Origin of the sequence: Chryseobacterium cucumeris (assembly GCF_016775705.1) — a bacterium.
Lineage (GTDB): Bacteria > Bacteroidota > Bacteroidia > Flavobacteriales > Weeksellaceae > Chryseobacterium > Chryseobacterium cupriresistens.
On sequence record NZ_CP068760.1, the window covers coordinates 4677936 to 4700683 of the forward strand.

A 22748-nucleotide genomic window follows, 5' to 3' on the forward strand; every position below is an offset into this window, starting at 1 on the left:
TTTATTTCTTTAAATTTTCCTGGAATTTTTCAACTGCACCTTCGAAGAAAATGATCTCACCAGCGTTTACTAAATCGTAAGAACTGATCTCGTTGAAGTTCATTACTTTAGTTTTAGGTAAGTTTCTTGAAGATAAATACACATTCTTGTTAGCTTCAGGAAGAACGAATAAAGATTTTTTACCGTTAAGTTCCAATGCATTTAATACATTGATGAAATCTTTAGTCTTAGGAGCGTCAAAGCTCACATCTTCTAAAACTTTAATGCTGTTGTCTCTCATTTTTTGAGATAAAACAGATTTCTTAGCCAATCTCTTAAGAGCTTTGTTCAATTTGAATCTGTAGTCTCTTGGTTTTGGTCCGAATACTCTACCTCCACCTCTGAATACTGGAGATTTGATATCACCGTATCTAGCAGATCCTGATCCTTTTTGCTTCTTAAGCTTTTTAGTAGAAGCAGTAATTTCGCTTCTTTCTTTTGCTTTATGAGTACCTTGTCTTTGAGCAGCAAGATACTGTTTAACTTCTAAGTAAACCGCGTGCTGATTTGGCTCAATTCCGAATACTGTTTCGTCTAGAGTTACTTTTCTTCCGGTCTCTTTTCCTGATGTATTTAATACTACTAGTTCCATTTTCTGATAATTACATAAGAATTTTTAGCTCCCGGAACAGCACCTTTTACTACTAAAAGATTTTGTTCTTGATCAACTTTTAACACTTGAAGGTTTTGAACAGTTACCTGCTTACCTCCCATTCTTCCAGCCATTCTCATCCCTTTGAATACTCTTGAAGGGTCTGAACCAGCACCGATAGAACCTGGAGCTCTAAGTCTGTTGTGCTGACCATGAGTTGCCTGCATTACACCTCCAAATCCGTGTCTCTTAACAACACCCTGGAAGCCTTTACCTTTTGAAGTTCCTGTTACGTCAACATATTCACCTTCAGCGAATAAATCAACTTTTACTTCTTCTCCTACTTTTACTTCATCAACGAACTCTCTGTAGAATTCAACTAATTTAGCTTTAGGAGCAGAACCAGCCTTTTTAAAATGACCAGCTAACGCTTTACCAACGTTCTTCTCACTCTTGTCATCGAAACCTAACTGAACAGCTTTATAACCGTCTTTTTCTAAGGTTCTGACCTGTAAAACCGAGCATGGACCAGCTTGGATAACTGTACAAGGAATGTTTTTTCCTTCTTCGTTAAACAAAGATGTCATACCGATTTTTTTACCAATAATACCTGACATTGTTTATATTATAATAAAATTTATCCTTTATTTATCCCCATTTTTCGGAAGTCTGAAGTAATTTCTACTTTTGATATAGGCATACTACGCCCCTAAAATGAGTGTGCAAATTTATGAATAATTTTGTAACTGACAAATATTTCGACTAAAATATTTTGATTTTTAATCATTTAGCAGTTTCAGAAAAAAAACTATCCAAAATTTTGAAAATATTCTTTGAAGTTCAAAAGAAAGTCATTAATATATTTTTTTCCGGCATCCGATTTTCTTACCACCAGATAATGTTTTCTTCTCAAACCTTTACTTCCGATTTTTTTAAATTTCAGCTCATCAGACAGCCTGAATGAATGCAATGCCCATTTCGGCATACAGGTAATCCCCATATTGGCCTGCACCATTTCCAAAGTAACTTCTGTTAACGGAACTGCTGAAATCTTCACAGGCATCATTCCGCTAGGATTAAGGAACCGATCGTAAACAGAAACGGTTTCTAAAGGAAAAGAATGAATGATTAAATGAGCATCCCGAAAATCCTCAGCACTAAGATATTCAGTATCATTTAAAAGGTTTTCTTTATGAATTACTGCAAAAACTTCATCCTCAAAAATCTCAATGCAGATCAATTCATTATTACCGGCAGGTTTTGAAGTGACCACTGCAATATCAATTTCATTGGATATGATTTTTTCCACAGGCTTATGAGTTGCTTCCAATACCAGATCCACTTCAATCTCAGGATATAATACTTTCATTTTCTGAATAAATAACGGTAGTCCCTGATAAAATGAGTAACATTCTGTACTGATTTTTATGGTACCCGCCGCTCCGGCTCTTATCTGTTGAATCTCATTCAGGCCATTCCCTATACTATCTATTACCGTACATGCAGTTTTGTAAAGCACACTTCCCTCCTCAGTAAGCTCCCATTTGTTCCTTGCCCTGTAAAACACTTTAAACCCGAGCTGGATTTCCAGATCTTTAAGCTGATGGCTTAATGCTGACTGTGTCAAAAAAAGTTTTTCAGAAGAACCTGCAATACTCCCTTCCTCCGCAATTGTTTTAATAAGTTTTAAAAACTTGATTTCCATAGCGCAAAGTTAATCATATAACAAAAAACACTATCTGAAAATATTTCATTTAACACTGCAGAACATTCAATTTCAATCTTAGGAAAAGAATAAACCCGATCATAGCTTTGCACTACAAACAATTTAACATTATGCAAGAACAAATTGAATTCTACCAGAAAAAATTAATGTATGAAATGGATCCTTCAGATTTATATGATGGATTTCAAAACAGCACAGATTACATTGCAGTAGATACCAGAAGACCACATGGCTATAGCAAAGAACACATCCCATCTGCAATTAATCTGCCCCATCAGGAAATGACAGAAGAAAGCACCCGGCACCTTGATAAGTCAAAAATATATGTCTGCTACTGCGACGGGATAGGCTGTAATGCTTCCACAAAAGGAGCTTTAAAAATGACCCAATTAGGATTTAAGGTGATGGAATTAATAGGAGGAATGGAATGGTGGAAATTTGATGGCTATGCCACAGAAGGAACAGATCCTACCAATGGTTCCGCTTTTGTATGCGCCTGCTAATCCATCAACATAAAGATATGAAAATAAGATTCGCCGAAGAAAAAGACATAAGTTCCATTATTGAATTATGTAAAGCCCATGCGCACTATGAAAGAAACTTTTTTAAGGAAGAAAACAAAAAGGAACAGCTCGCTAAACACCTCCTTGATCCGGATTCCCATATAAAATGTCTGGTTGCAGAATCTGATACTGAAATAACAGGATATGCAACATTTTTCAAACAGTTCTCCACCTGGGACGCAGGTTACTATATGTATGTTGACTGCTTATTCCTAAAAGAGAATGCAAGGGGAAACGGAACAGGAAAACAAATAATGGAATTAATAAAAATCCACTCAAAAGAAGAAGGCTGCTCGATGATTCAATGGCAAACCCCGGATTTTAATACAAGAGCCATTAAGTTCTACACTCTGCTTGGAGCGGAAAGAAAAAACAAAAAGAGATTTTTCTGGAAAGTACAAGTCAAATGATTTCTATTTTAAAATAGAGACCGCCTGAAGTCAGATGGTCTCTATTTTTAACTATTTAATTAAGCTGAATACAGCCTATTTTACAATAACCGTAACCCCTCTCTCTTCCAACGCAGACCGGTCTTCTTCACCGATACCATTATCTGTGATCAGATAATCCACTTCGTCCAATGAGGCAATTTTACCAAACCCCTTCTTATTCAGTTTGGACGAATCTGCCAAAACGACTGTCTTATCCGCACACTCAATCATTACCTGATTAAGATGTGCCTCCGCCGCATTGGAGGTACTGATTCCAAATTCAAGATCAATACCGTCTACCCCCAGAAAAAGTTTATTACAGGAAAACTGTTTGAGAATTCCTTCCGAAATGGATCCTACGATTGAAGTTGAACTTTTCCTCACCTCCCCTCCCAGTTGGATCACATTAATATTAGGATTGTTACAAAGCTCAATAGCCACCCTTAGTGAGGACGTTAAAACAGTAAGCGAATTGAAATTCACAAGCATTCTGGCAAGATAATGCATGGTTGTCCCGGATGCCAATATAATACAGTCGTTTTCGTGAATCAATGATAATGCAGCTTTGGCAATAACCTGCTTCGCTTCCACATTGATATTTTCTTTTTCACCCACATTTTTTTCATAAGCATATCTTACCTGCTTACTTGCTCCTCCATGATTTCTGAAAAGAAGCCCCAGGCTTTCGAGATAATTCAGATCCTTTCGGATCGTAACTGAAGAAACATTGAGCTTTTCACACAGATCCTGAACAAGTACATGCCCTTTCTCATCCAGCTCTTTAAGTATTTCATCCTGCCTTGGTAATAGCTTTTCCATTTTATTCGTTTCATCAAAATTACCGATTTTTTCCGATATTTTAAAATTTCATTTATTTTCTTTTTGCTTTCATTTTTAATTTATATATTTGAAAACGAAACATAAACGAAACATTTATGAAACGAAACGAAGAACTCAGTAAGTTAACCAATGTAAAAGAATGGGACTTTATTGTCATAGGAGGAGGAGCCAGTGGTTTAGGTTCAGCATTAGATGCGGTAAGCAGGGGATTCAAAACTTTATTGCTTGAATCTCATGACTTCGCAAAAGCAACATCCAGCAGAAGTACCAAATTGGTACACGGCGGAGTTAGATATCTCGCTCAGGGAGATGTCGGATTGGTAAAAGAAGCATTAAAAGAAAGAGGACTCTTAGCAAAGAACGCAGCACATATTGTAAAAAATCAGTCTTTTATTATTCCTAACTATACCTGGTGGGGAGGAATCTACTATAAGATAGGTTTATCTGTTTATGATTTCCTTGCGGGAAAACTAAGTTTGGGTAAAACGAAATACATCAGCAAAGCGAAAACCGTTGAAAAGCTTCCTACTATTGAACAAAATCACTTAATGAGTGGTGTTGTTTACCAGGATGGACAGTTTGACGACGCCAGACTTGCCATTAATCTTACCCAGACGATTATTGAAAAAGGAGGAAGTGCTGTTAACTATGTGAAAGTAATCAACCTTTTGAAAGATGCTTCTGATAAAGTAGTAGGCGTAGTTGCTGAAGACCAGTTTTCTAAACAGCAATATCAGATCCATGGTAAAGTAGTCATCAATGCCACTGGTGTATTTACGAATGACATTCTTAATATGAACAACCCTAAGCATGGTAAATTGGTGGTACCAAGCCAGGGAATTCACCTGGTACTGGATAAATCTTTCCTGAAAAGCGATGATGCCATCATGATTCCAAAAACATCAGACGGCAGGGTTTTATTTGTTGTGCCGTGGCACGACAGAGCCTTGGTGGGAACCACCGATACTCTTTTAAAGGATGAAAGCTTTGAGCCTCGTGCACTGGAAGAAGAAATCAGCTTTGTTTTAAATACAGCAAGACAATATCTGGCTAAAAAACCAACCCGTGAAGATGTGAAATCAGTTTTCGCAGGTCTTCGTCCGCTTGCCGCCCCTAAAGATGGAAGCAAAAGCACCAAAGAAGTTTCCCGTAGCCATAAAGTTATTACTTCAGAAACCGGATTAGTTTCTATTATCGGAGGAAAATGGACTACTTACCGTAAAATGGCAGAAGATACTGTAAACGAAGCCATGAAAGTTCACAGATTGGGAAATAGCCCATCTAAAACAGAACATCTTTCCATCCACGGAAATGTAAAACCAGAACAGGTAGACAGAACCAATCATCTGTATGTGTACGGATCTGATATTCCGGCAATCAAAAAATTACAGGAAAGTAATCCGCGCTATGCTCAAAAAATCCATCCTGATCATCCCTTCACCGTAGCAGAAGTGGTATGGGCCGTAAGAGCTGAAATGGCAGAAACCATTGAAGATATCCTGGCAAGAAGAGTACGTCTGCTTTTCCTGGATGCCAGAGCAGCGATAGACAGCGCTCATAACGTAGCAAGAATCCTTGCTGAAGAAAAAGGATACTCTGAAGAATGGGCGCAGCAGCAGGAAAATGAATTCATTGAACTGGCAAGAGGATATTTATTGACTCCTTATTCACCTAAAGTAATCAACCTAAATTAGCATTATATACATGAATGAAAAACTAATTCTCGCTCTAGACCAGGGAACAACTTCCTCCAGAGCGATTCTCTTCAATCACAGTGGAGAAATAGAATATGTATCTCAAAAAGATTTCAGACAAATATTTCCTACTCCGGGTTGGGTAGAACACAATCCAAACGAAATCTGGTCTTCACAGATCTCTGTAGCAGCTGAAGTTATTGCAAAGGCAGGAATTTCCGGATTGGAGGTGGCCGCTATCGGAATTACCAACCAGCGTGAAACTACAATTGTTTGGGATAAGGAAACCGGTGAGCCCATCTACAATGCCATTGTATGGCAAGACAGGAGAACTTCAAAATACTGCGACGAGCTGAAAGAACAGGGACATGCAGAAACCATCAAAGAAAAAACAGGACTGGTTCTGGATGCTTACTTTTCAGCAACCAAATTAAAGTGGATCCTTGATCATGTAGAAGGAGCAAGACAGAAAGCCGAAGAAGGAAAATTATGTTTTGGAACTGTTGACACATGGCTTGTGTGGAAACTTACCCGCGGAAAAATGTTCATCACAGATGTTTCCAATGCCAGCAGAACAATGCTTCTGAATATTCATACTTTAGAATGGGACAATGATTTATTAGAACTGTTCAATATTCCTAAAAACATTCTCCCTGAAGTCAAGCAAAGCAGTGAAATATATGGAGAAACAGCAACTACCCTTTTCTCTACCAAAATTCCAATCGCAGGTATTGCCGGCGATCAGCAGGCAGCTTTATTCGGACAGATGTGCACCACTCCGGGAATGGTAAAAAACACCTACGGAACAGGATGTTTCTTATTAATGAACACAGGAACGGAAGCAGTTTCTTCTAAGAACAACCTTCTTACAACAGTAGCCTGGAAAATCAATGGAGAAGTCAACTACGCTTTGGAAGGAAGTGTATTCGTAGGAGGCGCTGCTATTCAATGGCTAAGAGATGGTCTTAAGCTTATTCATTCTTCTGATGAAATCAATAAACTGGCAGCTTCCGTACCAGATAATGGTGGTGTTTACTTCGTACCTGCACTGACAGGTCTTGGCGCACCTTACTGGGATCAGTATGCCCGCGGAACGATTGTAGGAATTACCCGTGGAACTACTGATGCACACATTGCAAGAGCAACATTGGAAGGAATTGCATTTCAGGTTTATGATATTGTGAAAGCAATGGAAGCAGATTCAGGGAGAGCAAGTCTTGAATTAAGAGTAGACGGTGGTGCTTCTGCAAGTGATCTTCTGATGCAGATCCAGTCTGACTTATTCGGATTTAAAATAACAAGACCAAAAACATTGGAAACTACCGCCCTTGGTGCAGCCTACCTTGCAGGGCTTGCAGTAGGATACTGGAAAAGTATTGACGAAATCCAGGAACAATGGATTGTAGACAAAGACTTCCATCCTCAATTAAACAGAGAACAAGTGGATAAAATGACCCACTTCTGGAAGAAAGCAGTAAAAAGCGCTCAAAGCTGGATAGAAGATTAACTCACTCATCAAAAAAACTTATATGACCCCATTTATTGCAGAAGTTATCGGAACGATGCTTCTTATATTGTTAGGCAACGGTGTTGTAGCCAATGTTGTCTTAAAAGATACGAAAGGAAATAATTCCGGATGGATTGTTATTACTACCGCATGGGCACTGGCCGTATTTGTGGGAGTAACCGTTGCTGGGCCAATAAGTGGGGCCCATCTGAATCCGGCTGTAACCATTGGTCTTGCGACTGCAGGAAAGTTTGCATGGGACCTGGTTCCCTCTTATATTGCAGCGCAAATGATTGGAGGAATGCTGGGTGCATTTCTGGTATGGCTGTTTCATAAAGACCATTTTGCGATTACGGAAGATGAAGGAGCAAAACTGGCATGTTTCAGTACAGGCCCGGCTATCAGAAAAACATCTTCCAATCTTATCAGTGAGATCATAGGAACGTTTGTACTGGTCTTCTGTGTCTTCTACTTTGCAGATCCAAGTATTTCTTTACAGGCAGACCCAACCGCTAAAGTAGGATTGGGTTCTATTGGAGCCATTCCTGTTACGTTTGTAGTGTGGGCAATAGGCTTATCTCTGGGAGGAACTACAGGCTATGCCATTAACCCGGCACGAGATCTTGCACCAAGAATTATGCATGCCATCTTACCTGTAAAAGGAAGCAGTGACTGGGGCTATGCGTGGATTCCTGTAGTAGGTCCGGTTACCGGAGCGATTATCGCAGCAGTATTATATGGATTTTTAAAATAAAACACATGATGAAAAAAATCTTAAAAGGGATTTTCCTTCTTGTTTTAGGGACAGGAAAGCTATTTTCACAGGAAAGTGCTGAAGCCACGGAATCCAAAGAAGGAAGACTTGATTTTACGGCCAACATTCAGAACAATCATTTATGGAGAGGCCTTATTATTACTGATAAGCCTGTTGTAATGGGAAACCTGTCGTATGCCCTGGATGCAGAGAAAAAATGGAAGGTAGGAATCTGGGGAGCATCTGCACTGGCGGATGATAAAGACAACACCCATTATAAAGAGATCAATTATTATATTCAATATTCTGACGGAAGTTTTTATATTGGGCTATGGGACCTTTACAATTCCCGAAACATCAATACTGCAGTGGCTGCGGACGATATTTTCAGCTATTCACAGAGAAGAACTGCCCATATTATTGATTTAAGGACCAACTATACTTTCGGGCCATCATTCCCGATCAATATTGAGGCTGATATCATGCTGTATGGAGGAGCCAATGCAGGAGAAGTAATTCTGGAAGCTGATGGAAGTTACAAAAAGAACAGATATTCCACTTATGTACAGGCAAGCTATCCTGTTATTAAGGGACAGAAAGTCAATCTGGATGCATTTGTAGGAGCAGGATTCGCGCTCAATGATAAAACGTTTCTATATGGCAATGGTAAAAACAGCTTTGACATCGTAAATGTAGGCCTAAAGGCCGGAAAGGTAGTTAAGATTACTGATCATTACAGTCTTCCTGTAACCATGATGGCGATGTGGAATCCATCGAATAAGTTTGCAAGGATTCAGCTTGCGGCAACAGTTTTTTAATGTGATTTTAATTCAATTATAGAAAGCCACTTCTTTTCAGGAGTGGTTTTATTGTTATAAAAAGCTACCTATCAAATCAAAATTCATACCTGCTTTCAGTGAAAGAGATTTTACACAACGTATCATTTAAACAACCGTGTTTTTACGGTGAATGTTTTTGCATAAAAATTTTTACATTTGAAAAAAATATCTATGAAAAAGTTTTTCAGTGTAATGATTCTGTGTATCAGTATTTTTACGTGGGCACAGCAGACAGAGCTTCCTTTTATCGGATACAGAGCTTTTGACATCCTGAAAGGATATAGCGGCACCGGTACTCCTCGTTATTATCTGGATGTGAAAAATAATGGTGATGTATATTTTGGGTATGTCCAGATCAATCAGGCTAGCGGAGAAGAAACCACGGAAGAAATCAATGCAGGGAAATATGCTCCTAATAAGGTCATGAAAGTGGTCTTTAAAAAATATGAGGAAACGTTTTTCCTGAAATTTGATAAAGATAAAATCTACCTTACCGATGAAAAGGGAAATGTTAAAAACCTTGAAGGCTGCTGCTCATCTTCTGACAGCATCAAAAAAGAAACCTGTACCTGCGAAAGCGAATTTTTTAAGTAGTACTATAATATAGAGAGAAAGCCACTCCATCAGGGGTGGTTTTCTTGTTGTTGGGAAACCACCCCGTAATTGTAAAAAGGTACCACTGTAATTTTCCGTGAGCAAAAACTTTATACATTTGTAACGCCTCACCTTCATATCATTGGCTTTCATTTATTCAATCACCGGGATTTTACGGTTTATATTCTGCCAAAATATCTTTAATTTTGAAGGGTGATTTACACCAATGAAACATTTAAAAATTTTATTTCTATTTCTTCTTTTCCTTATTGCATCATGCAGCAGGAAAGAGAATCATCCTTACACGTTTTATTACTGGAAAACCAAACTGAAGCTTGATAATGCAGAAAAGAAAGCGCTGGATAAAGCTACGATTCCTTATTTGTACACCAGATTTTTTGATGTAGATAAGGTGAATGGGAAATTTCAACCTATTGCAGTAATCACCAAAGACCCAAGTTTTCAGACAGACAAACAGATTGTTCCTACGGTTTTCATTACCAATCAGACCTTGCTGGGCATTTCTGCAGAAGAGATCAGATTTCTGGCAGAAAGCATTCATGTCTTAGTTCAAAAGAAAGCGAAAGAATATCATTTTAACAGCAGTAACGAAATCCAGATCGACTGTGACTGGACCGCCGGTACACGAAATGATTATTTCAAATTTCTGAAAGAACTCAAAAGAATTTCCGGAAAAGAAATTACCTGTACCCTTCGCCTTCATCAGGTGAAAGATAAAAAGCAGACCGGAATTCCTCCCGTAGGAAAAGTATATCTGATGTGCTACTCTACTTCATCACCTCTTGAAAACTCTGATAAAAATTCTATTCTGGATGTGAATATTCTGAAAAGTTATCTTTCGAAAATAGAAGATTATCCGATCAAAAATATTGAAGTAGCACTTCCCATTTATTCATGGGGAATTGTTACCAATCATTTAGGAAAACACAGACTTATTAATGCCTTATCGAAAAGAGATCTGGAAAACTCCGATTTCAAAAAGATTTCAGATCACGAAGTTGAAGTCATGAAAGACGGATTTTACTTCGGAAGTTATTTGAATAAAGGTTTCAAAATAAAGGCAGAGGAAATATCTGAAGAACAGCTTAATGACGTTATTGGGTTTTTACAGAAAAAAATCCCACATTTTAATATCATTTATTATCAATTAGATAGTAAATTTGTGTCAGACCGGAAATTTTAAACTCCTGGAGAGAGACACCTGCCAGAACACTGCCATCATACAATATTAAACTAAAAAAACACTGCACACCCTATGAAAAAGTATATTCTTTCACTTGCGGTTGTATCACTTTTCTATACACAATCTGACGCCTGTGCGTGGTCGGATCCTGATTATGATTACTTCAACCTTTTTACGCAAACTATCATCAAAGACAAGGCTTATCTTCCTTTCCTGCATAATTACTCCAGCAGATTTTATGGAGGATATAATTCTGCATTGATTCCTGATGACAATGTGGAAACATGGAAAAAGTTTTTCAACAATCAGCTGAGCTATTCTGAAACCCAGAATCTGGTGTATAAGATCAGTATGAACGACCTGAATGCTTTAAAGAACGGAAATCCAACCAACCCTCTTTTACAAAAGCTAGGCACCGGATTTTACCAGAAATATAAGGAAGGTATTGATTATTTGATTGAAGCCAAGTATCTTGAGCCTTATATGAGCATCAATTATATAGAAAGTGAAAACTCATTCTATTACGACAGGGATGCCAACAGAAAAAATGCTACTGCTCTTGATTATCATAAAACCATCGCTGCTTTAACCTCTTTGTACAACGCAGCGAGAAATCCTGAAATCAAGCAGCGTTACGGATATCAGCTGGTACGTCTTAATCATTATACAAGAAATTACGATTCTGCCCTACAGGCTTTCAAAACGTATGTAGAGCCTATCAAATTAAAAGGAACGGTCTACTTCATGTCTCTGGACCAGTTGGCAGGAGCTCAAAGAGGACTGGAAATGAACAGTGATGCCAACTGGAACTTTTTTCAGGTATTCATGAACAGCAAAGACCGTAAGGAATCTGCTTTTGTTTCGATGAAACTTTCAGACACTGCCTCTTTCAGTAATATCATGAAAAGAGCCAACACGAATGAAGAAAAGAATATGGCTTACTTCCTTCTGGGTTATGAAGATTTCAACAATCCTATTCCGATGATGGAAAAGATGTATGAAATTGATCCTGATTCTGAAATTCTGAAGGTAATGGCTGCCAGAAGTATCAACGAGCTTGAAAGAAGCTATTTGCCTACCTATTACTACACTTCAGACGCTCAAAAAGCAACTACGAAAGAAAATTCAACGGATAACACCTCAAAAGAGACATCTGCAGATTCAACCAAAACTGAGGTGAAAGAAGAAAAGCTTTCTTTCTGGCAGAAAATTGTAAGGTTCTTCAAAAATCTTTTCGGTGGTTCCAAATCTGATAAAACAGGTAATAACGTTAAAGCTGACCAAAGTGATGATGAGCTGTTCAGCAATCCGGACAGAATTCCTTTCTATAACAGAACCGGTTATTACTACGATGAAAAAACACAGGATTTCCTTGACAGTCTGGAAAAATTCACCGATAAAACAAAGGAAAAGTCTAAGGATGAGTACTGGCAGATTGCAGACGCTTATCTTAAGTTTTTAAAGAAAGACTATAAAGAAAGTTCTGAAATTCTGAATGACATCAAAACGACCAATCCGGAATATCTGGAAGAGATCAAAAGAATGAAAGTTCTGAACGATATTGTTTCCCAGCCTAAAATTGATGCAGACTATGAAGACCATCTGATGAAAGAGTATGCAGAATACTTTGTAGAAAAAAAGGTAGAGAAAGATACAGCCACTACAGATAATTTCGATTATTATAGTGAAGTACCTTCAACGGCAGATTTCCTTAAGGATGTTATTGCGAACCGTTACTTCCTTCAGGGTGAGGACGGAAAATCATTCCTGATGAACAATAAACTTTCGGATCTGCAGTATAATCCGAACTCCAGCCTGGTAAAAAGTGTGGAAGAATTTTACAGAAAGCCTGATAAAACCCAGTTTGAGCAGCAGATCATCGCCAAAAACATGGACAGCGTAGGTAATATTGATGCCTTCTTTAATACTATTTATGGAGACAGAGCCATGAGACTTGCCGATTTTGAAAAAGCAAAGGCCTATTATGAAAAAGCAAAAAGCTTTGCGGGTATTCCAAGACAAAATTATGAATGGACAGAAAAGAATGGGCAAACCATCACTCCAAAACAATATGCTCCTGCAGAGTACAACGGATTTAAAAATATTTCAAACCTTGTCTTCGGGCATAATGTTTGGGAAAGTTTCGGAAGCCCGGATAGTGAAAGTATGAAAGCAGAAAACTACACTGATTTCCCTTTCATTACAACAAGCATGGATAAGCTTCAACTTGCTGACGCATTGATTCAATTGAAAAAGATTGGAAACGGCACAGGTGAAAAAGCAGCAAAAGCCAATCAGCTGATCGGAAACTTATTGTACAATACTTCTATTTTAGGATATTACCGCGAATTGTTTGTTATGGATATCGACAACAGCAACGGTGGTAAATATGATTTCTGGAATACAGACAGAAAGAATCCTTACAAGTATTATTATAAAAACTTTCTTGATACTTCTTATATTGAACCTGATAATTTTGACCTTCCCATCAATTATTATCAAAAGGCGCTTAAGCTTTCCAATAATAAAGAAGAAAAAGCTAGAATCCTATTCCAGATGGCAAGTGCTGAACAGGGTAAATATTATCAGTATGAAGCCAAGGCACCTAAGGATTTTGATTATTCTGATCCGAAATGGTCTGAAAAAGAAGATGCCAGACAAAAAGAAATGGACAATCTTAAAAACCAGAAGTACAGAACTTATTTTGCTCAGCTGAAGGCTCAGTATTCTGACACTGAAACTATCCGAAATCTGATGGGAAGCTGTAGTTATTTCAACTATTTTATGAGATAAGACAAACTGACTAGTCCTGAAAAAGGTTGACTAGTTTAATATTTCAAATATACTTAAATCAGAGTAGGAATTTTCCTATTCTGATTTTGTTTTTTGTATGTTTTTAATTTCACGTTATTTTTCATATGCACATATTCAGAGACAACTTGTCGTTTGAATGCCTCACTGTATTCTTGGACAGGGGACGATGTTTTTTTTAGATTCATAAGGGTGACTAATTTTATGGTTTTTTAGTCAACCTTTTTCAGGACGAGACAAACCATAAAAAAACCTCTGAATGATCAGAGGTTTTTTATTTTGATGGATGACCTGATTATTTTTTAACAAACTTAGTTGTACTCTTTTCTTCTTTATTATTGATGGTAATAAAGTAGATTCCTTTCACAAGAGTTTTTAGATTAATTTTGCCGTCGCCTATAGTTCCTCTGGCAATGATCTGCCCCGGAGCACTGAAAATTTCATAAGAAGCGCTTGAAGAAACATTTGTGACGTTCAATACATCTTCTGCAGGGTTTGGATAAATCTTCACAGGTTTCGCATTTCCAGCTTCAGAAACTGCCAATAAACCGGATACGGTAGCCTGCTTCACAGCATAGAAAACATTTCCAATAGCAGAGACTCTCAGGTGAATCGTTTTTCCAGCTAAAGATGCCGGGATAAAAACATTCGCTGATCCGTTATTGGGAACTGATGCAGCAAGGTCATTCCAGGTTGCTCCGCCATCTGCTGTATAATCAATTTTTACGTTAGCTACGTTATATGGAGCAGCTGTTGTTCCGGAAACAGTCCATGCAATTGCAGAATTGGCATTGGGTGTCAATGTTGTTGTATTTACAGTAAATGCCGGTGCAGAGCCTACTACAATGGTTTGGGTAGCATAGGCGGTCTGGGCCTGTCCACCCGGTTTATTGTCTCTTACCGTTATACGGAAGTTTGTAGTTCTTGCAACGGTACTAGCTGCTTCAAAATCTGCTGCTTTTTTTACTGCTCCTCCCAAGACCGTTGACAGCTTAGGAAAATACCTGGTAGGACTGGAGGTAGGTGTCCAGGATCTGAAATTAGCTCCAGTTGATGTACTACCTATAGCTGAAGCTCCAGTACTTGCACTCGATGATTTACCAATACCATCAACTAGTAAACTGGAATTTACCTGTTCCCAGCAGTAGGTTAGGGCATCTCCGTCCGGATCTGTTGCTGATGCAGTCAGCACAAATGCGGTAGATTTCGGTATGGTATAAGTTGTATTCATGGCAGCTACAACTGGTGGATTATTGGTGATAGGTGTTTCCACATCAGCAGTTACTGCAGCAAGATTGGTCTGCACCTGGTCAATGCTTACGCTATGGAAATAGGCATCAGAATGTTGTTGAACATCTGTATTGGTCCCTGTAATTCCGGCATAGCCCATAATGGTAGATCCCGATCCTGGTTCCACATAGGTATTAGAGCCTGTTTCTTCATCATAACTGAAGGTATGATTATCCCCCAACTGATGTCCCATTTCATGCGCTACATAATCTATGTCGAAGTTATCTCCCTGTGGTATACCGTCCGCAGGAGATGTAAAACCGCTTCCTTTGTAATTCTCTGGGTATGTATAAGCATAATAATTTCCTGCGGCATCCTGGCAATCACTTTGCGCAGCGGTATAAGAAGTTGCACTGATATCATTATTTCCTATACAGCCGATACAGCCTGCATTTCCACCACCACCTGTAGCGCCGAACAAGTGTCCAATATCAAAATCGTCATCTGTAACACCATAAGTTCCTCCATGCAATGTATTCATTAGTTCGAAATTCCATTTACACTTATTATCAGCTATACTGTAGGGATCATTAGCAGAATTGGTAAAGATCAGGCCAGGGGCATCGATTGCATTGACATGTACATTAAATTCCTTTTCAAATACCCCCTTTACCCTTGATAAAGTGGCATTAATCTGGGTAAGTGCACCAGAAACTCCTCCGAAATAGGTAGTGTATTCACCTGTCACTGACATAGCCAGCCTTAAGGTGTGGAAAGTTTTATTATTAGATCTTGCAGTAACACCTGCATTTTTCAGCTTTTGAAGATTGGCAACAGATTCCTTATCTTCCTTTGTAGAACATGTAAATGCATGCCCGTTTTTATTAGTTTTTCCATGTACGGAATAAAAGGACTTATCAGATGTTGCCGGTTCTATAAACTCATATTGACCGTCGGCACCAATGATCATGGACTGAAAATCATTGGGGGCGACACTGAACCTGATGTATTTGGTTGGGTCGTCCACTCCGAGCCCAACGTAGGAACCCAGCTGGTATTTGTTAGCTAGGGCTTCATCCATTACCGGAAAGCTGTTGACTGAAAATTTCTCGATTTTTCCATTAAGAGTAGGAATATTAATAGTGACGGGAGAACCTTCGCCTATTTTAGAAGCTCTTAGCAGCTGTGTCCTTATCTGATCAATATCAAGCTGGTAGTAAACAGAATGATCACTCTTTTTTATTATTTTTTGTTGAGGCAGCCCTCTGTTCCATTGGGCATTTGCAGATATTGCCAACAGGAATACCGGCAAACAAAATAATTTTGTTTTCATATGTTTTTTTCAATAAATGTATATATTTATTAAAAAAAACACTAGAAACCAGATGAAAATTCAAAAACAGCTACCAAAATCTCCATAATATCTGTAATACAATGTAAAAAAAACACAGTATTTAAAATATTAAGAAAAATTTTCAATCAATATTTTTATGATCTTTTTTCTGCAGCCATTCTTCATGTTTTCTTTTAAAGAACTCATATTTATAGTCATGGTTTCTTTCTGCAGCATCAATAGAATGAGAAGTATGAATATCAGCCTCCTTTTTGGCCAGATGGCCTAGCCTTTCATAATAAACATGAAGCTGATCAAGTTCTTCTTCTGTAAGATCTTCAATATCCACAATACGATTACTTGCTTTTTCATGAGCAGCTATAAGTTCATTCAGTTTAATCTGTATCGCTTTGGAGTCTTTATTCTGCGCTTTCTGAATCAAAAATACCATCAGAAAGGTAATGATTGTAGTTCCGGTATTGATCACCAGCTGCCAGGTTTCGGAATAATCAAAGAAAGGTCCGGTTACCGCCCATATCACTACGATAACAAAAGCTCCTATAAAAGCATATGGACTTCCTGTAAATTTTACAGCCCAGTTTGAAAATTTTTCAAAAAAACTATGGCTTTTTTTTCCCATAACCGTCATTTTATAGATTGATTAAATGTATAAAATTAACAGGAATCCGGAATAATAAATACTAAAAAACATTAAGACAAAAGTTCTGTCTTAATGTTCTTTGAATTAAAATTGATATGAATGATTGAAACTAAATTATTTGATTTTTCCTGAGAAATGCTTTTCAAGATTTTGTTTTTCTTCTGCTATCATACTCTTTCCGACCTGTCCAGGTGAAAAAGTTTTTGGATAAGAGGTATTGTTCCAATGATCTTTCCAGGGAGAAATATTACCCCATGAATATATACTTCTGGGATTTGTGTAATGTTTTTCAATATTTTCTCTGGCTGTTTTCAGCTCTTCTTCAGATAAATGTTCCTCGGAACATGAGCTTAAACCGGCAATGGCGATTAATAATAAGAATACTATTCTGGTAATTTTCATAATATTTTTTTTGTGTTAGAATTTATAGTTTACCTGTACAGCAAAGTTTCTTGGCTGGATCTGATCAATATATCCACCTCTGAAATAAGAGCTATAGCCTACACTGTCAAAAATATTATTGAAGAATACTCTTATTCCCATTCCATTTTTCAGAGAATAACCGACCTGAGCATCTACTGTTGTATATTCCGGCATATCGAAAGGTTTGTCACCGGGCCTCACACTGTTCAGGTGTCCTGCTGTAAATGTTTTCTGAGTCCATTCGTCAACCGGTCTTTTTCCTACGTAATAAATTCCTGCCCCTACATCAAGTCCTGATAAAGTACCTTCATTGAATTTATAATTCAGCCATCCGTTTGCAGTATGTTTAGGGGCATTCATTGGTGCTGATCCGTTCATATAAGCAGGGCTGTCCTGATATTGAGCATCCAGATATGCCCACCCCGACATCACCTGAAGGTTGGGAAGAATTCTTCCGATCAATTCTACTTCAACTCCTTTTCTTCGAAGATTTCCTGCAAGACCATACATCGTCTGTTTGTCGATCACAACAGGGTTATAATTTTCGTCAAGAATAGTGAACGAAAGATGATCTGTTTTAATATCAAATACAGTAACGTTAAATCTTAAACGCTCATTAAACCAGTCTGATTTAATTCCTCCTTCCCATTGTTTGGTCATCGACGGGCCTACTCTTCCACCCTCTAAAAGGAGGTTATTAGAAGATCGTAAAGAGGTTGTTGTAGTATATGATCCAAACACATTAACATTCGGAAGTGGAGAAACGATCAATCCAAAATTAGGATTCCATGTATCTACAGACTCATTGGTGGATCCGTTCAGTCTGCTGTAACGAAGTCCCAAATGAGCTTTTACATATTTCCAGATAGTCATTACGTCCTGGGCCATTGCTCCGATACTTGGAGTTAAAACAGCGTTTGATCTTCCCAGATTTTTATAGATGACATTTACCGGAAGCTGATTGGGAATACTTCCGTTCACTACGTCGAAAATATCAAGCGGATTGGCGGCATATGTTGTATTTCCAATTTTTGTAGCACGTGCAGTGATTAAATTTCCTGGTGCAATTGAATTTTTATAGGCTTCGTAAGTTGTGGATGAAGTTTCTGTTTCTCTCCAGTCAAAACCAACCTGGAAAGTATGGTTGATAAATCCTGTCTTTATTTGCTCTCCGATGAAGTCTAACTGTAATACTTTGTTGATATCTTCTCCCTGTGACTTTCCTATAGTACGCTGTCTGATATTATAGTTGGTTTCGCCGGCCGGTAGTGATACGGAAGAAGCTTCAGAATCCGTATTGCTAACAGAATTAACGAAAGCAGCTCTCACTTTAAATTTATCTGTAAGGTTACGTACGATGGTAGTCGCAAAGTTGAATGTCTCTGTTTTTGAATAATCAGATGCATATCCTAAAAACTTCCCTTTCGGCATATGATATAATGCTTCAACAGTTCCCGGAGCAAGATTGATTGTTCCTCTGTCCGGTGTCCTTTTATCATGAAGATAATCCATTTCCACATTGATTATGGTTTTATCATCCGGGCGGAAAGCGACAGATGGATTGACATAAATTCTTTCTCCCTGCACGTGGCTTCTGAATGAATTATTATTCTGATATGCTCCGTTGAATCTCACAGCTACTTTTCCCTGGGAATCCAATACTCTCTGGAAATCTACGGTAGGTCTGTAAAAATCCCAGCTTCCATAACGGAATCCTACATTAGTCTGATCAATAAACTGCGGTCTTTTTGTTACCACATTAATTACTCCTCCTGCAGATCCTAAACCATTTCCGATCCCTTGGCCGATAGCTGCAGATCCTTTGATCACCTGAATACTTTCCACTCCCTGCATATCCGTAATCATCCCTGCAGTACGGAAGTCTGAATCCAGCTGAACCCCGTTTTTCAGTACAGGAACTCCTCGATATCCTCTGATAGACATACTCTCATTTCCTCCGCCATAGCTCGAAAATAAGGTTACCCCGGGAACGTTTTTGGCAACATCAGTAACTGTAAGCGCTCCTAATTCTTCAATGGCTTTATGGGAAATTACAGAAATACTCTGAATCTGATCTCTGGTCTTCAATGGCAATCTGGTAATTGCGTCCAGCCCTTGCGGCTGTTTCTTTTTCTCACCAAATAGTTCTACTTCTTCAATTTTTTTGTGTTTAACTGAATCATTTACTTTCTGCGCATTGGCCAGAACCCCACCCAATAATAGCAGAGAAAAGGATACTACTTTATTCATCTGATAATTTTTTGCAAAATTATTATTTTTATTAATTCTAAATAAATAAACAAGTGTGACATATGTCACCACGAAAAGTCCTGCTAATATCAGATCATTAATCCCATCAGGAGACTCATTATAATCATTAAACAGATCTGATTCATTATTAAGACAAATCCTTTAAAGTTTTTTTATGATTACAGAAAGTACAATTCAAAAAAAAGCAGATTTGATGCATTACAAATCTGCTTTTTTGCTATTGATGCAGTTATATAAAAATAGCATATAGATAAAAAAAATCCGCCCCTGAAAAGGAACGGATTGTATAATCATTGCAAAGTATGCATTTATCACACTTTAATTTCAACGTCTACACCTGAAGGAAGTTCTAATTTCATTAGAGCATCAACAGTCTTAGAAGAAGAAGAGTAGATATCCATTAGTCTCTTGTGAGCTGAAAGTTGGAACTGCTCTCTTGCTTTCTTGTTTACGTGCGGAGATCTCAACACTGTGAAGATTCTCTTATTCGTTGGTAATGGAATAGGACCGTTTACAACAGCACCAGTAGCCTTTACCGTTTTTACGATTTTCTCAGCAGACTTGTCTACCAAGTTGTAATCGTAAGATTTTAGTTTTATTCTGATTCTTTGTGACATTTCTTTAATTTAAAAATTAACCTTTTGCTTTAGCTATGATTTCTTCAGCAACGTTTTGTGGAGTTGGTGCGTATTTCTCTAATTCCATAGAAGAAGTAGCTCTTCCTGATGAAAGTGTTCTTAGAGTTGTTACATATCCAAACATTTCAGAAAGTGGAACAGAACCTTTGATTACAACAGCTCCGTTTTTCTCTTCCTGGCCACTGATAGTACCTCTTCTCTTGTTAAGGTCACCAATGATGTTACCCATATATTCTTCCGGAGTTACAACTTCCAGTTTCATAATAGGCTCCATAATTACTGGTTTAGCAGCTTTACCAGCTTCTTTAAATCCTAGCTTAGCAGCCATTTCGAAAGAAAGAGCGTCAGAATCCACTGCGTGGAAAGATCCATCTTTAAGAGTAACTTTAATACCTTCAACTTCGAAACCAGCCAATGGACCGTTCTTCATTGCAGCTTTAAATCCTTTTTCAATTGCAGGAACGAATTCTCTAGGAACGTTACCACCTTTGATCTCATTGATGAATTCTAAACCAACTTTACCTTCGTCTGCAGGTCCTAGTTCAAATACAATGTCAGCAAATTTACCTTTACCTCCAGATTGCTTTTTGTAAACTTCTCTGTGGCTGGCAACTTTTGTTAAGTTTTCTTTGTACTCTACCTGAGGTTGTCCCTGGTTTACTTCAACCTTGAACTCTCTCTTCATACGGTCTACAATGATATCTAAGTGAAGCTCACCCATACCAGAGATGATCGTTTGTCCAGAAGCTTCGTCAGTTCTTACAGTAAACGTTGGATCTTCTTCAGCCAATTTAGCTAGAGCGTTACCCATTTTATCCTGGTCAGCTTTAGTTTTAGGCTCAACAGCGATACCGATTACCGGATCAGGGAAAACCATCGATTCAAGAACGATTGGGTTTTTCTCATCACACATCGTATCACCAGTTTTGATAGATTTGAATCCTACCGCTGCACCAATATCACCAGCTTCAATATATTCTACCGGGTTTTGTTTGTTAGCGTGCATCTGATAGATTCTTGAGATTCTTTCTTTATCTCCTGAACGGGAGTTCAAGATATAAGAACCTGCATCCAGTCTTCCAGAGTAAGCTCTGAAGAATGCTAATCTTCCCACGAACGGGTCAGTAGCAATCTTAAATGCCAAAGCTGCGAAAGGCTCATCTACAGATGGTTTTCTTGTAATTTCAGCGTCTGTTCTTGGATCAGTACCTTTGATATCATCTTTATCCAATGGAGAAGGCAGGTATTTACATACTGCATCCAACATAAACTGTACTCCTTTATTCTTGAATGAAGAACCACAAGTCATTGGGATAATAGATAAATCAATAGTAGCAGCTCTCAATGCAGCATTGATTTCTTCTTCTGTAATTGAATCCGGATCTTCGAAGAATTTCTCCATCAAAGTTTCGTCATATTCAGAAACAGCTTCTACCAGTTTCTCTCTATATTCAAGAACTTCATCTTTCATATCTTCAGGAATTGGCACTACTTCGAAAGTAGCTCCTTGTCCTGCTTCATCCCAGATGATCGCTCTGTTTTTAATTAAGTCAACAACTCCTTTGAAATCTTCTTCAGCACCGATTGGTAAAACGATTGGAACTGCGTTAGATCCTAACATTTCTTTAACCTGGTTTACCACGTTAAGGAAGTCAGCACCTTGTCTGTCCATTTTGTTTACGAATCCCATTCTTGCAACTTTGTAGTTGTCTGCAAGTCTCCAGTTTGTTTCAGACTGAGGCTCTACTCCATCTACTGCAGAGAATAAGAATACCAATCCATCCAATACTCTTAAAGATCTGTTTACCTCTACTGTGAAGTCAACGTGTCCCGGTGTATCGATGATGTTGAAGTGGTAAGGTTTAGTTTCTGGTAAAGCTTTTCCTTGATCTGTTGGAAAGTTCCAAGAACAAGTGGTAGCTGCAGAAGTAATAGTAATACCTCTTTCTGCTTCCTGCTCCATCCAGTCCATTGTAGAAGCACCATCGTGAACCTCTCCAATTTTGTGGTTTACCCCTGTATAGAATAGAATCCTTTCTGTAGTGGTAGTCTTACCTGCATCAATGTGAGCAGCGATACCAATATTTCTTGTAAATTTAAGATCTCTTCCCATTTCAGATTAGAATTTGAAGTGTGAGAAAGCCTTGTTAGCTTCCGCCATTTTGTGAGTATCAGATTTCTTTTTGAAAGCAGCACCTTCTTCTCTTGAAGCAGCTACAACTTCGTTAGCTAATTTCAAAGCCATAGACTTATCATTTCTAGCTTTAGAATACTTGATTAACCATTTCATTGCCATAGAAATTTTTCTGTCAGCTCTGATTGGCATAGGGATCTGGAAGTTAGCTCCACCTACTCTTCTAGAACGTACTTCTACGTGAGGCATTACATTTGTAAGTGCATCTTTCCAGATTTCAAGTGCAGTTTTTTCGTTATCTCCTTTTTTAGTTTCTACGATATCTAATGCATCATAGAAAATTTTGAATGCGATTGACTTCTTACCGTCAAGCATTAAGTTGTTTACGAATCTCGTTACCAATTGATCATTAAATTTCGGATCTGGTAACAACGGTCTTTTTTTCGCTTTTGTCTTTCTCATTG

The 22748-nt window shown here is 38.1% G+C and carries 20 protein-coding genes; 9 read left to right on the forward strand and 11 right to left on the reverse strand.

The annotated features are described in order from the left end of the window. Window position 1: 1 nt before the first annotated feature. The 3 genes from rplD to JNG87_RS21050 form a co-directional block, all read right to left on the reverse strand. The gene (gene rplD, locus JNG87_RS21040) at window positions 2–631 is read right to left on the reverse strand and encodes a 50S ribosomal protein L4 (RefSeq protein WP_034694672.1); all 630 of its coding nucleotides are present in this window, start codon (window positions 629–631) and stop codon (window positions 2–4) included. Continuing rightward, a complete protein-coding gene (gene rplC, locus JNG87_RS21045) occupies window positions 622–1248 on the reverse strand; it encodes a 50S ribosomal protein L3 (RefSeq protein WP_002983195.1) in 627 nt (208 codons plus the stop codon). Before rplC ends, rplD begins: the two co-directional genes overlap by 10 nt. A 191-nt stretch (window positions 1249–1439) precedes the next feature. Next, on the reverse strand, window positions 1440–2336 hold the full coding sequence (locus JNG87_RS21050) for a LysR family transcriptional regulator (RefSeq protein WP_202840846.1): 897 nt from the start codon (window positions 2334–2336) through the stop codon (window positions 1440–1442). Between the two features lie 131 nt (window positions 2337–2467). Between JNG87_RS21050 and JNG87_RS21055 the strand changes: the two genes are divergently transcribed. Beyond that, on the forward strand, window positions 2468–2860 hold the full coding sequence (locus JNG87_RS21055; RefSeq protein ID WP_202840848.1) for a rhodanese-like domain-containing protein: 393 nt from the start codon (window positions 2468–2470) through the stop codon (window positions 2858–2860). A 17-nt stretch (window positions 2861–2877) separates the two neighbouring features. Continuing rightward, window positions 2878–3330: a GNAT family N-acetyltransferase gene (locus tag JNG87_RS21060; RefSeq protein ID WP_202840849.1), complete on the forward strand. Its 453-nt coding sequence runs from the start codon at window positions 2878–2880 to the stop codon at window positions 3328–3330. Window positions 3331–3405: 75 nt separating this feature from the next. Here the strand turns inward: JNG87_RS21060 and JNG87_RS21065 are convergent, their stop codons facing one another. Then, the gene (locus JNG87_RS21065; RefSeq protein ID WP_202840850.1) at window positions 3406–4170 is read right to left on the reverse strand and encodes a DeoR/GlpR family DNA-binding transcription regulator; all 765 of its coding nucleotides are present in this window, start codon (window positions 4168–4170) and stop codon (window positions 3406–3408) included. 116 nt (window positions 4171–4286) lie between these two features. Here JNG87_RS21065 and JNG87_RS21070 point away from each other — a divergent pair, with 116 nt between their 5' ends. From JNG87_RS21070 to JNG87_RS21100, 7 genes are all read left to right on the forward strand, one after another. Further along, window positions 4287–5885 (forward strand): glycerol-3-phosphate dehydrogenase/oxidase, encoded by a 1599-nt coding sequence (locus JNG87_RS21070; RefSeq protein WP_202840851.1) that lies wholly within the window; start codon window positions 4287–4289, stop codon window positions 5883–5885. Window positions 5886–5895: 10 nt separating this feature from the next. After that, window positions 5896–7392, forward strand: a complete 1497-nt coding sequence (glpK, locus tag JNG87_RS21075; protein ID WP_202840852.1) for a glycerol kinase GlpK — start codon at window positions 5896–5898, stop codon at window positions 7390–7392. 22 nt (window positions 7393–7414) lie between these two features. Next, window positions 7415–8146: an MIP/aquaporin family protein gene (locus JNG87_RS21080; protein WP_202840853.1), complete on the forward strand. Its 732-nt coding sequence runs from the start codon at window positions 7415–7417 to the stop codon at window positions 8144–8146. An 8-nt stretch (window positions 8147–8154) separates the two neighbouring features. Beyond that, window positions 8155–8964: a hypothetical protein gene (locus JNG87_RS21085; protein WP_202844394.1), complete on the forward strand. Its 810-nt coding sequence runs from the start codon at window positions 8155–8157 to the stop codon at window positions 8962–8964. Between the two features lie 192 nt (window positions 8965–9156). Next, entirely contained in the window at window positions 9157–9579 is a 423-nt protein-coding gene (locus JNG87_RS21090) for a hypothetical protein (protein ID WP_202840856.1), read from the forward strand. A 226-nt stretch (window positions 9580–9805) separates the two neighbouring features. Continuing rightward, window positions 9806–10783 carry a hypothetical protein gene (locus JNG87_RS21095; protein WP_202840859.1) on the forward strand — a complete coding sequence of 326 codons (978 nt, stop codon included), beginning with the start codon at window positions 9806–9808 and terminating at the stop codon, window positions 10781–10783. Between the two features lie 72 nt (window positions 10784–10855). Continuing rightward, window positions 10856–13576 carry a hypothetical protein gene (locus JNG87_RS21100; RefSeq protein ID WP_202840860.1) on the forward strand — a complete coding sequence of 907 codons (2721 nt, stop codon included), beginning with the start codon at window positions 10856–10858 and terminating at the stop codon, window positions 13574–13576. A 313-nt stretch (window positions 13577–13889) separates the two neighbouring features. Here the strand turns inward: JNG87_RS21100 and JNG87_RS21105 are convergent, their stop codons facing one another. The 7 genes from JNG87_RS21105 to rpsG form a co-directional block, all read right to left on the reverse strand. Continuing rightward, complete coding sequence (locus tag JNG87_RS21105; RefSeq protein WP_202840861.1) at window positions 13890–16157, reverse strand: zinc-dependent metalloprotease; 2268 nt, start codon at window positions 16155–16157, stop codon at window positions 13890–13892. Between the two features lie 142 nt (window positions 16158–16299). Next, entirely contained in the window at window positions 16300–16806 is a 507-nt protein-coding gene (locus tag JNG87_RS21110; protein WP_395972333.1) for a low affinity iron permease family protein, read from the reverse strand. A 126-nt stretch (window positions 16807–16932) separates the two neighbouring features. Next, a complete protein-coding gene (locus JNG87_RS21115) occupies window positions 16933–17220 on the reverse strand; it encodes a hypothetical protein (protein ID WP_202840863.1) in 288 nt (95 codons plus the stop codon). Between the two features lie 15 nt (window positions 17221–17235). Beyond that, entirely contained in the window at window positions 17236–19491 is a 2256-nt protein-coding gene (locus JNG87_RS21120; RefSeq protein WP_202840864.1) for a TonB-dependent siderophore receptor, read from the reverse strand. 332 nt (window positions 19492–19823) lie between these two features. Continuing rightward, on the reverse strand, window positions 19824–20129 hold the full coding sequence (gene rpsJ / locus JNG87_RS21125) for a 30S ribosomal protein S10 (protein ID WP_002661363.1): 306 nt from the start codon (window positions 20127–20129) through the stop codon (window positions 19824–19826). Window positions 20130–20145: 16 nt separating this feature from the next. Then, window positions 20146–22263: an elongation factor G gene (fusA, locus tag JNG87_RS21130; protein WP_062673585.1), complete on the reverse strand. Its 2118-nt coding sequence runs from the start codon at window positions 22261–22263 to the stop codon at window positions 20146–20148. Window positions 22264–22269: 6 nt separating this feature from the next. Then, on the reverse strand, window positions 22270–22746 hold the full coding sequence (rpsG, locus tag JNG87_RS21135) for a 30S ribosomal protein S7 (RefSeq protein ID WP_062673583.1): 477 nt from the start codon (window positions 22744–22746) through the stop codon (window positions 22270–22272). Window positions 22747–22748 lie beyond the last annotated feature (2 nt).

Coding starts and splice junctions, on each gene's coding strand:
- rplD (WP_034694672.1), bottom strand. CDS start 631: ATGGAACTAGTAGTATTAAATACATCAGGAAAAGAGACCGGAAGAAAA.
- rplC (WP_002983195.1), bottom strand. CDS start 1,248: ATGTCAGGTATTATTGGTAAAAAAATCGGTATGACATCTTTGTTTAAC.
- JNG87_RS21050 (WP_202840846.1), bottom strand. CDS start 2,336: ATGGAAATCAAGTTTTTAAAACTTATTAAAACAATTGCGGAGGAAGGG.
- JNG87_RS21055 (WP_202840848.1), top strand. CDS start 2,468: ATGCAAGAACAAATTGAATTCTACCAGAAAAAATTAATGTATGAAATG.
- JNG87_RS21060 (WP_202840849.1), top strand. CDS start 2,878: ATGAAAATAAGATTCGCCGAAGAAAAAGACATAAGTTCCATTATTGAA.
- JNG87_RS21065 (WP_202840850.1), bottom strand. CDS start 4,170: ATGGAAAAGCTATTACCAAGGCAGGATGAAATACTTAAAGAGCTGGAT.
- JNG87_RS21070 (WP_202840851.1), top strand. CDS start 4,287: ATGAAACGAAACGAAGAACTCAGTAAGTTAACCAATGTAAAAGAATGG.
- glpK (WP_202840852.1), top strand. CDS start 5,896: ATGAATGAAAAACTAATTCTCGCTCTAGACCAGGGAACAACTTCCTCC.
- JNG87_RS21080 (WP_202840853.1), top strand. CDS start 7,415: ATGACCCCATTTATTGCAGAAGTTATCGGAACGATGCTTCTTATATTG.
- JNG87_RS21085 (WP_202844394.1), top strand. CDS start 8,155: ATGAAAAAAATCTTAAAAGGGATTTTCCTTCTTGTTTTAGGGACAGGA.
- JNG87_RS21090 (WP_202840856.1), top strand. CDS start 9,157: ATGAAAAAGTTTTTCAGTGTAATGATTCTGTGTATCAGTATTTTTACG.
- JNG87_RS21095 (WP_202840859.1), top strand. CDS start 9,806: ATGAAACATTTAAAAATTTTATTTCTATTTCTTCTTTTCCTTATTGCA.
- JNG87_RS21100 (WP_202840860.1), top strand. CDS start 10,856: ATGAAAAAGTATATTCTTTCACTTGCGGTTGTATCACTTTTCTATACA.
- JNG87_RS21105 (WP_202840861.1), bottom strand. CDS start 16,157: ATGAAAACAAAATTATTTTGTTTGCCGGTATTCCTGTTGGCAATATCT.
- JNG87_RS21110 (WP_395972333.1), bottom strand. CDS start 16,806: ATGACGGTTATGGGAAAAAAAAGCCATAGTTTTTTTGAAAAATTTTCA.
- JNG87_RS21115 (WP_202840863.1), bottom strand. CDS start 17,220: ATGAAAATTACCAGAATAGTATTCTTATTATTAATCGCCATTGCCGGT.
- JNG87_RS21120 (WP_202840864.1), bottom strand. CDS start 19,491: ATGAATAAAGTAGTATCCTTTTCTCTGCTATTATTGGGTGGGGTTCTG.
- rpsJ (WP_002661363.1), bottom strand. CDS start 20,129: ATGTCACAAAGAATCAGAATAAAACTAAAATCTTACGATTACAACTTG.
- fusA (WP_062673585.1), bottom strand. CDS start 22,263: ATGGGAAGAGATCTTAAATTTACAAGAAATATTGGTATCGCTGCTCAC.
- rpsG (WP_062673583.1), bottom strand. CDS start 22,746: ATGAGAAAGACAAAAGCGAAAAAAAGACCGTTGTTACCAGATCCGAAA.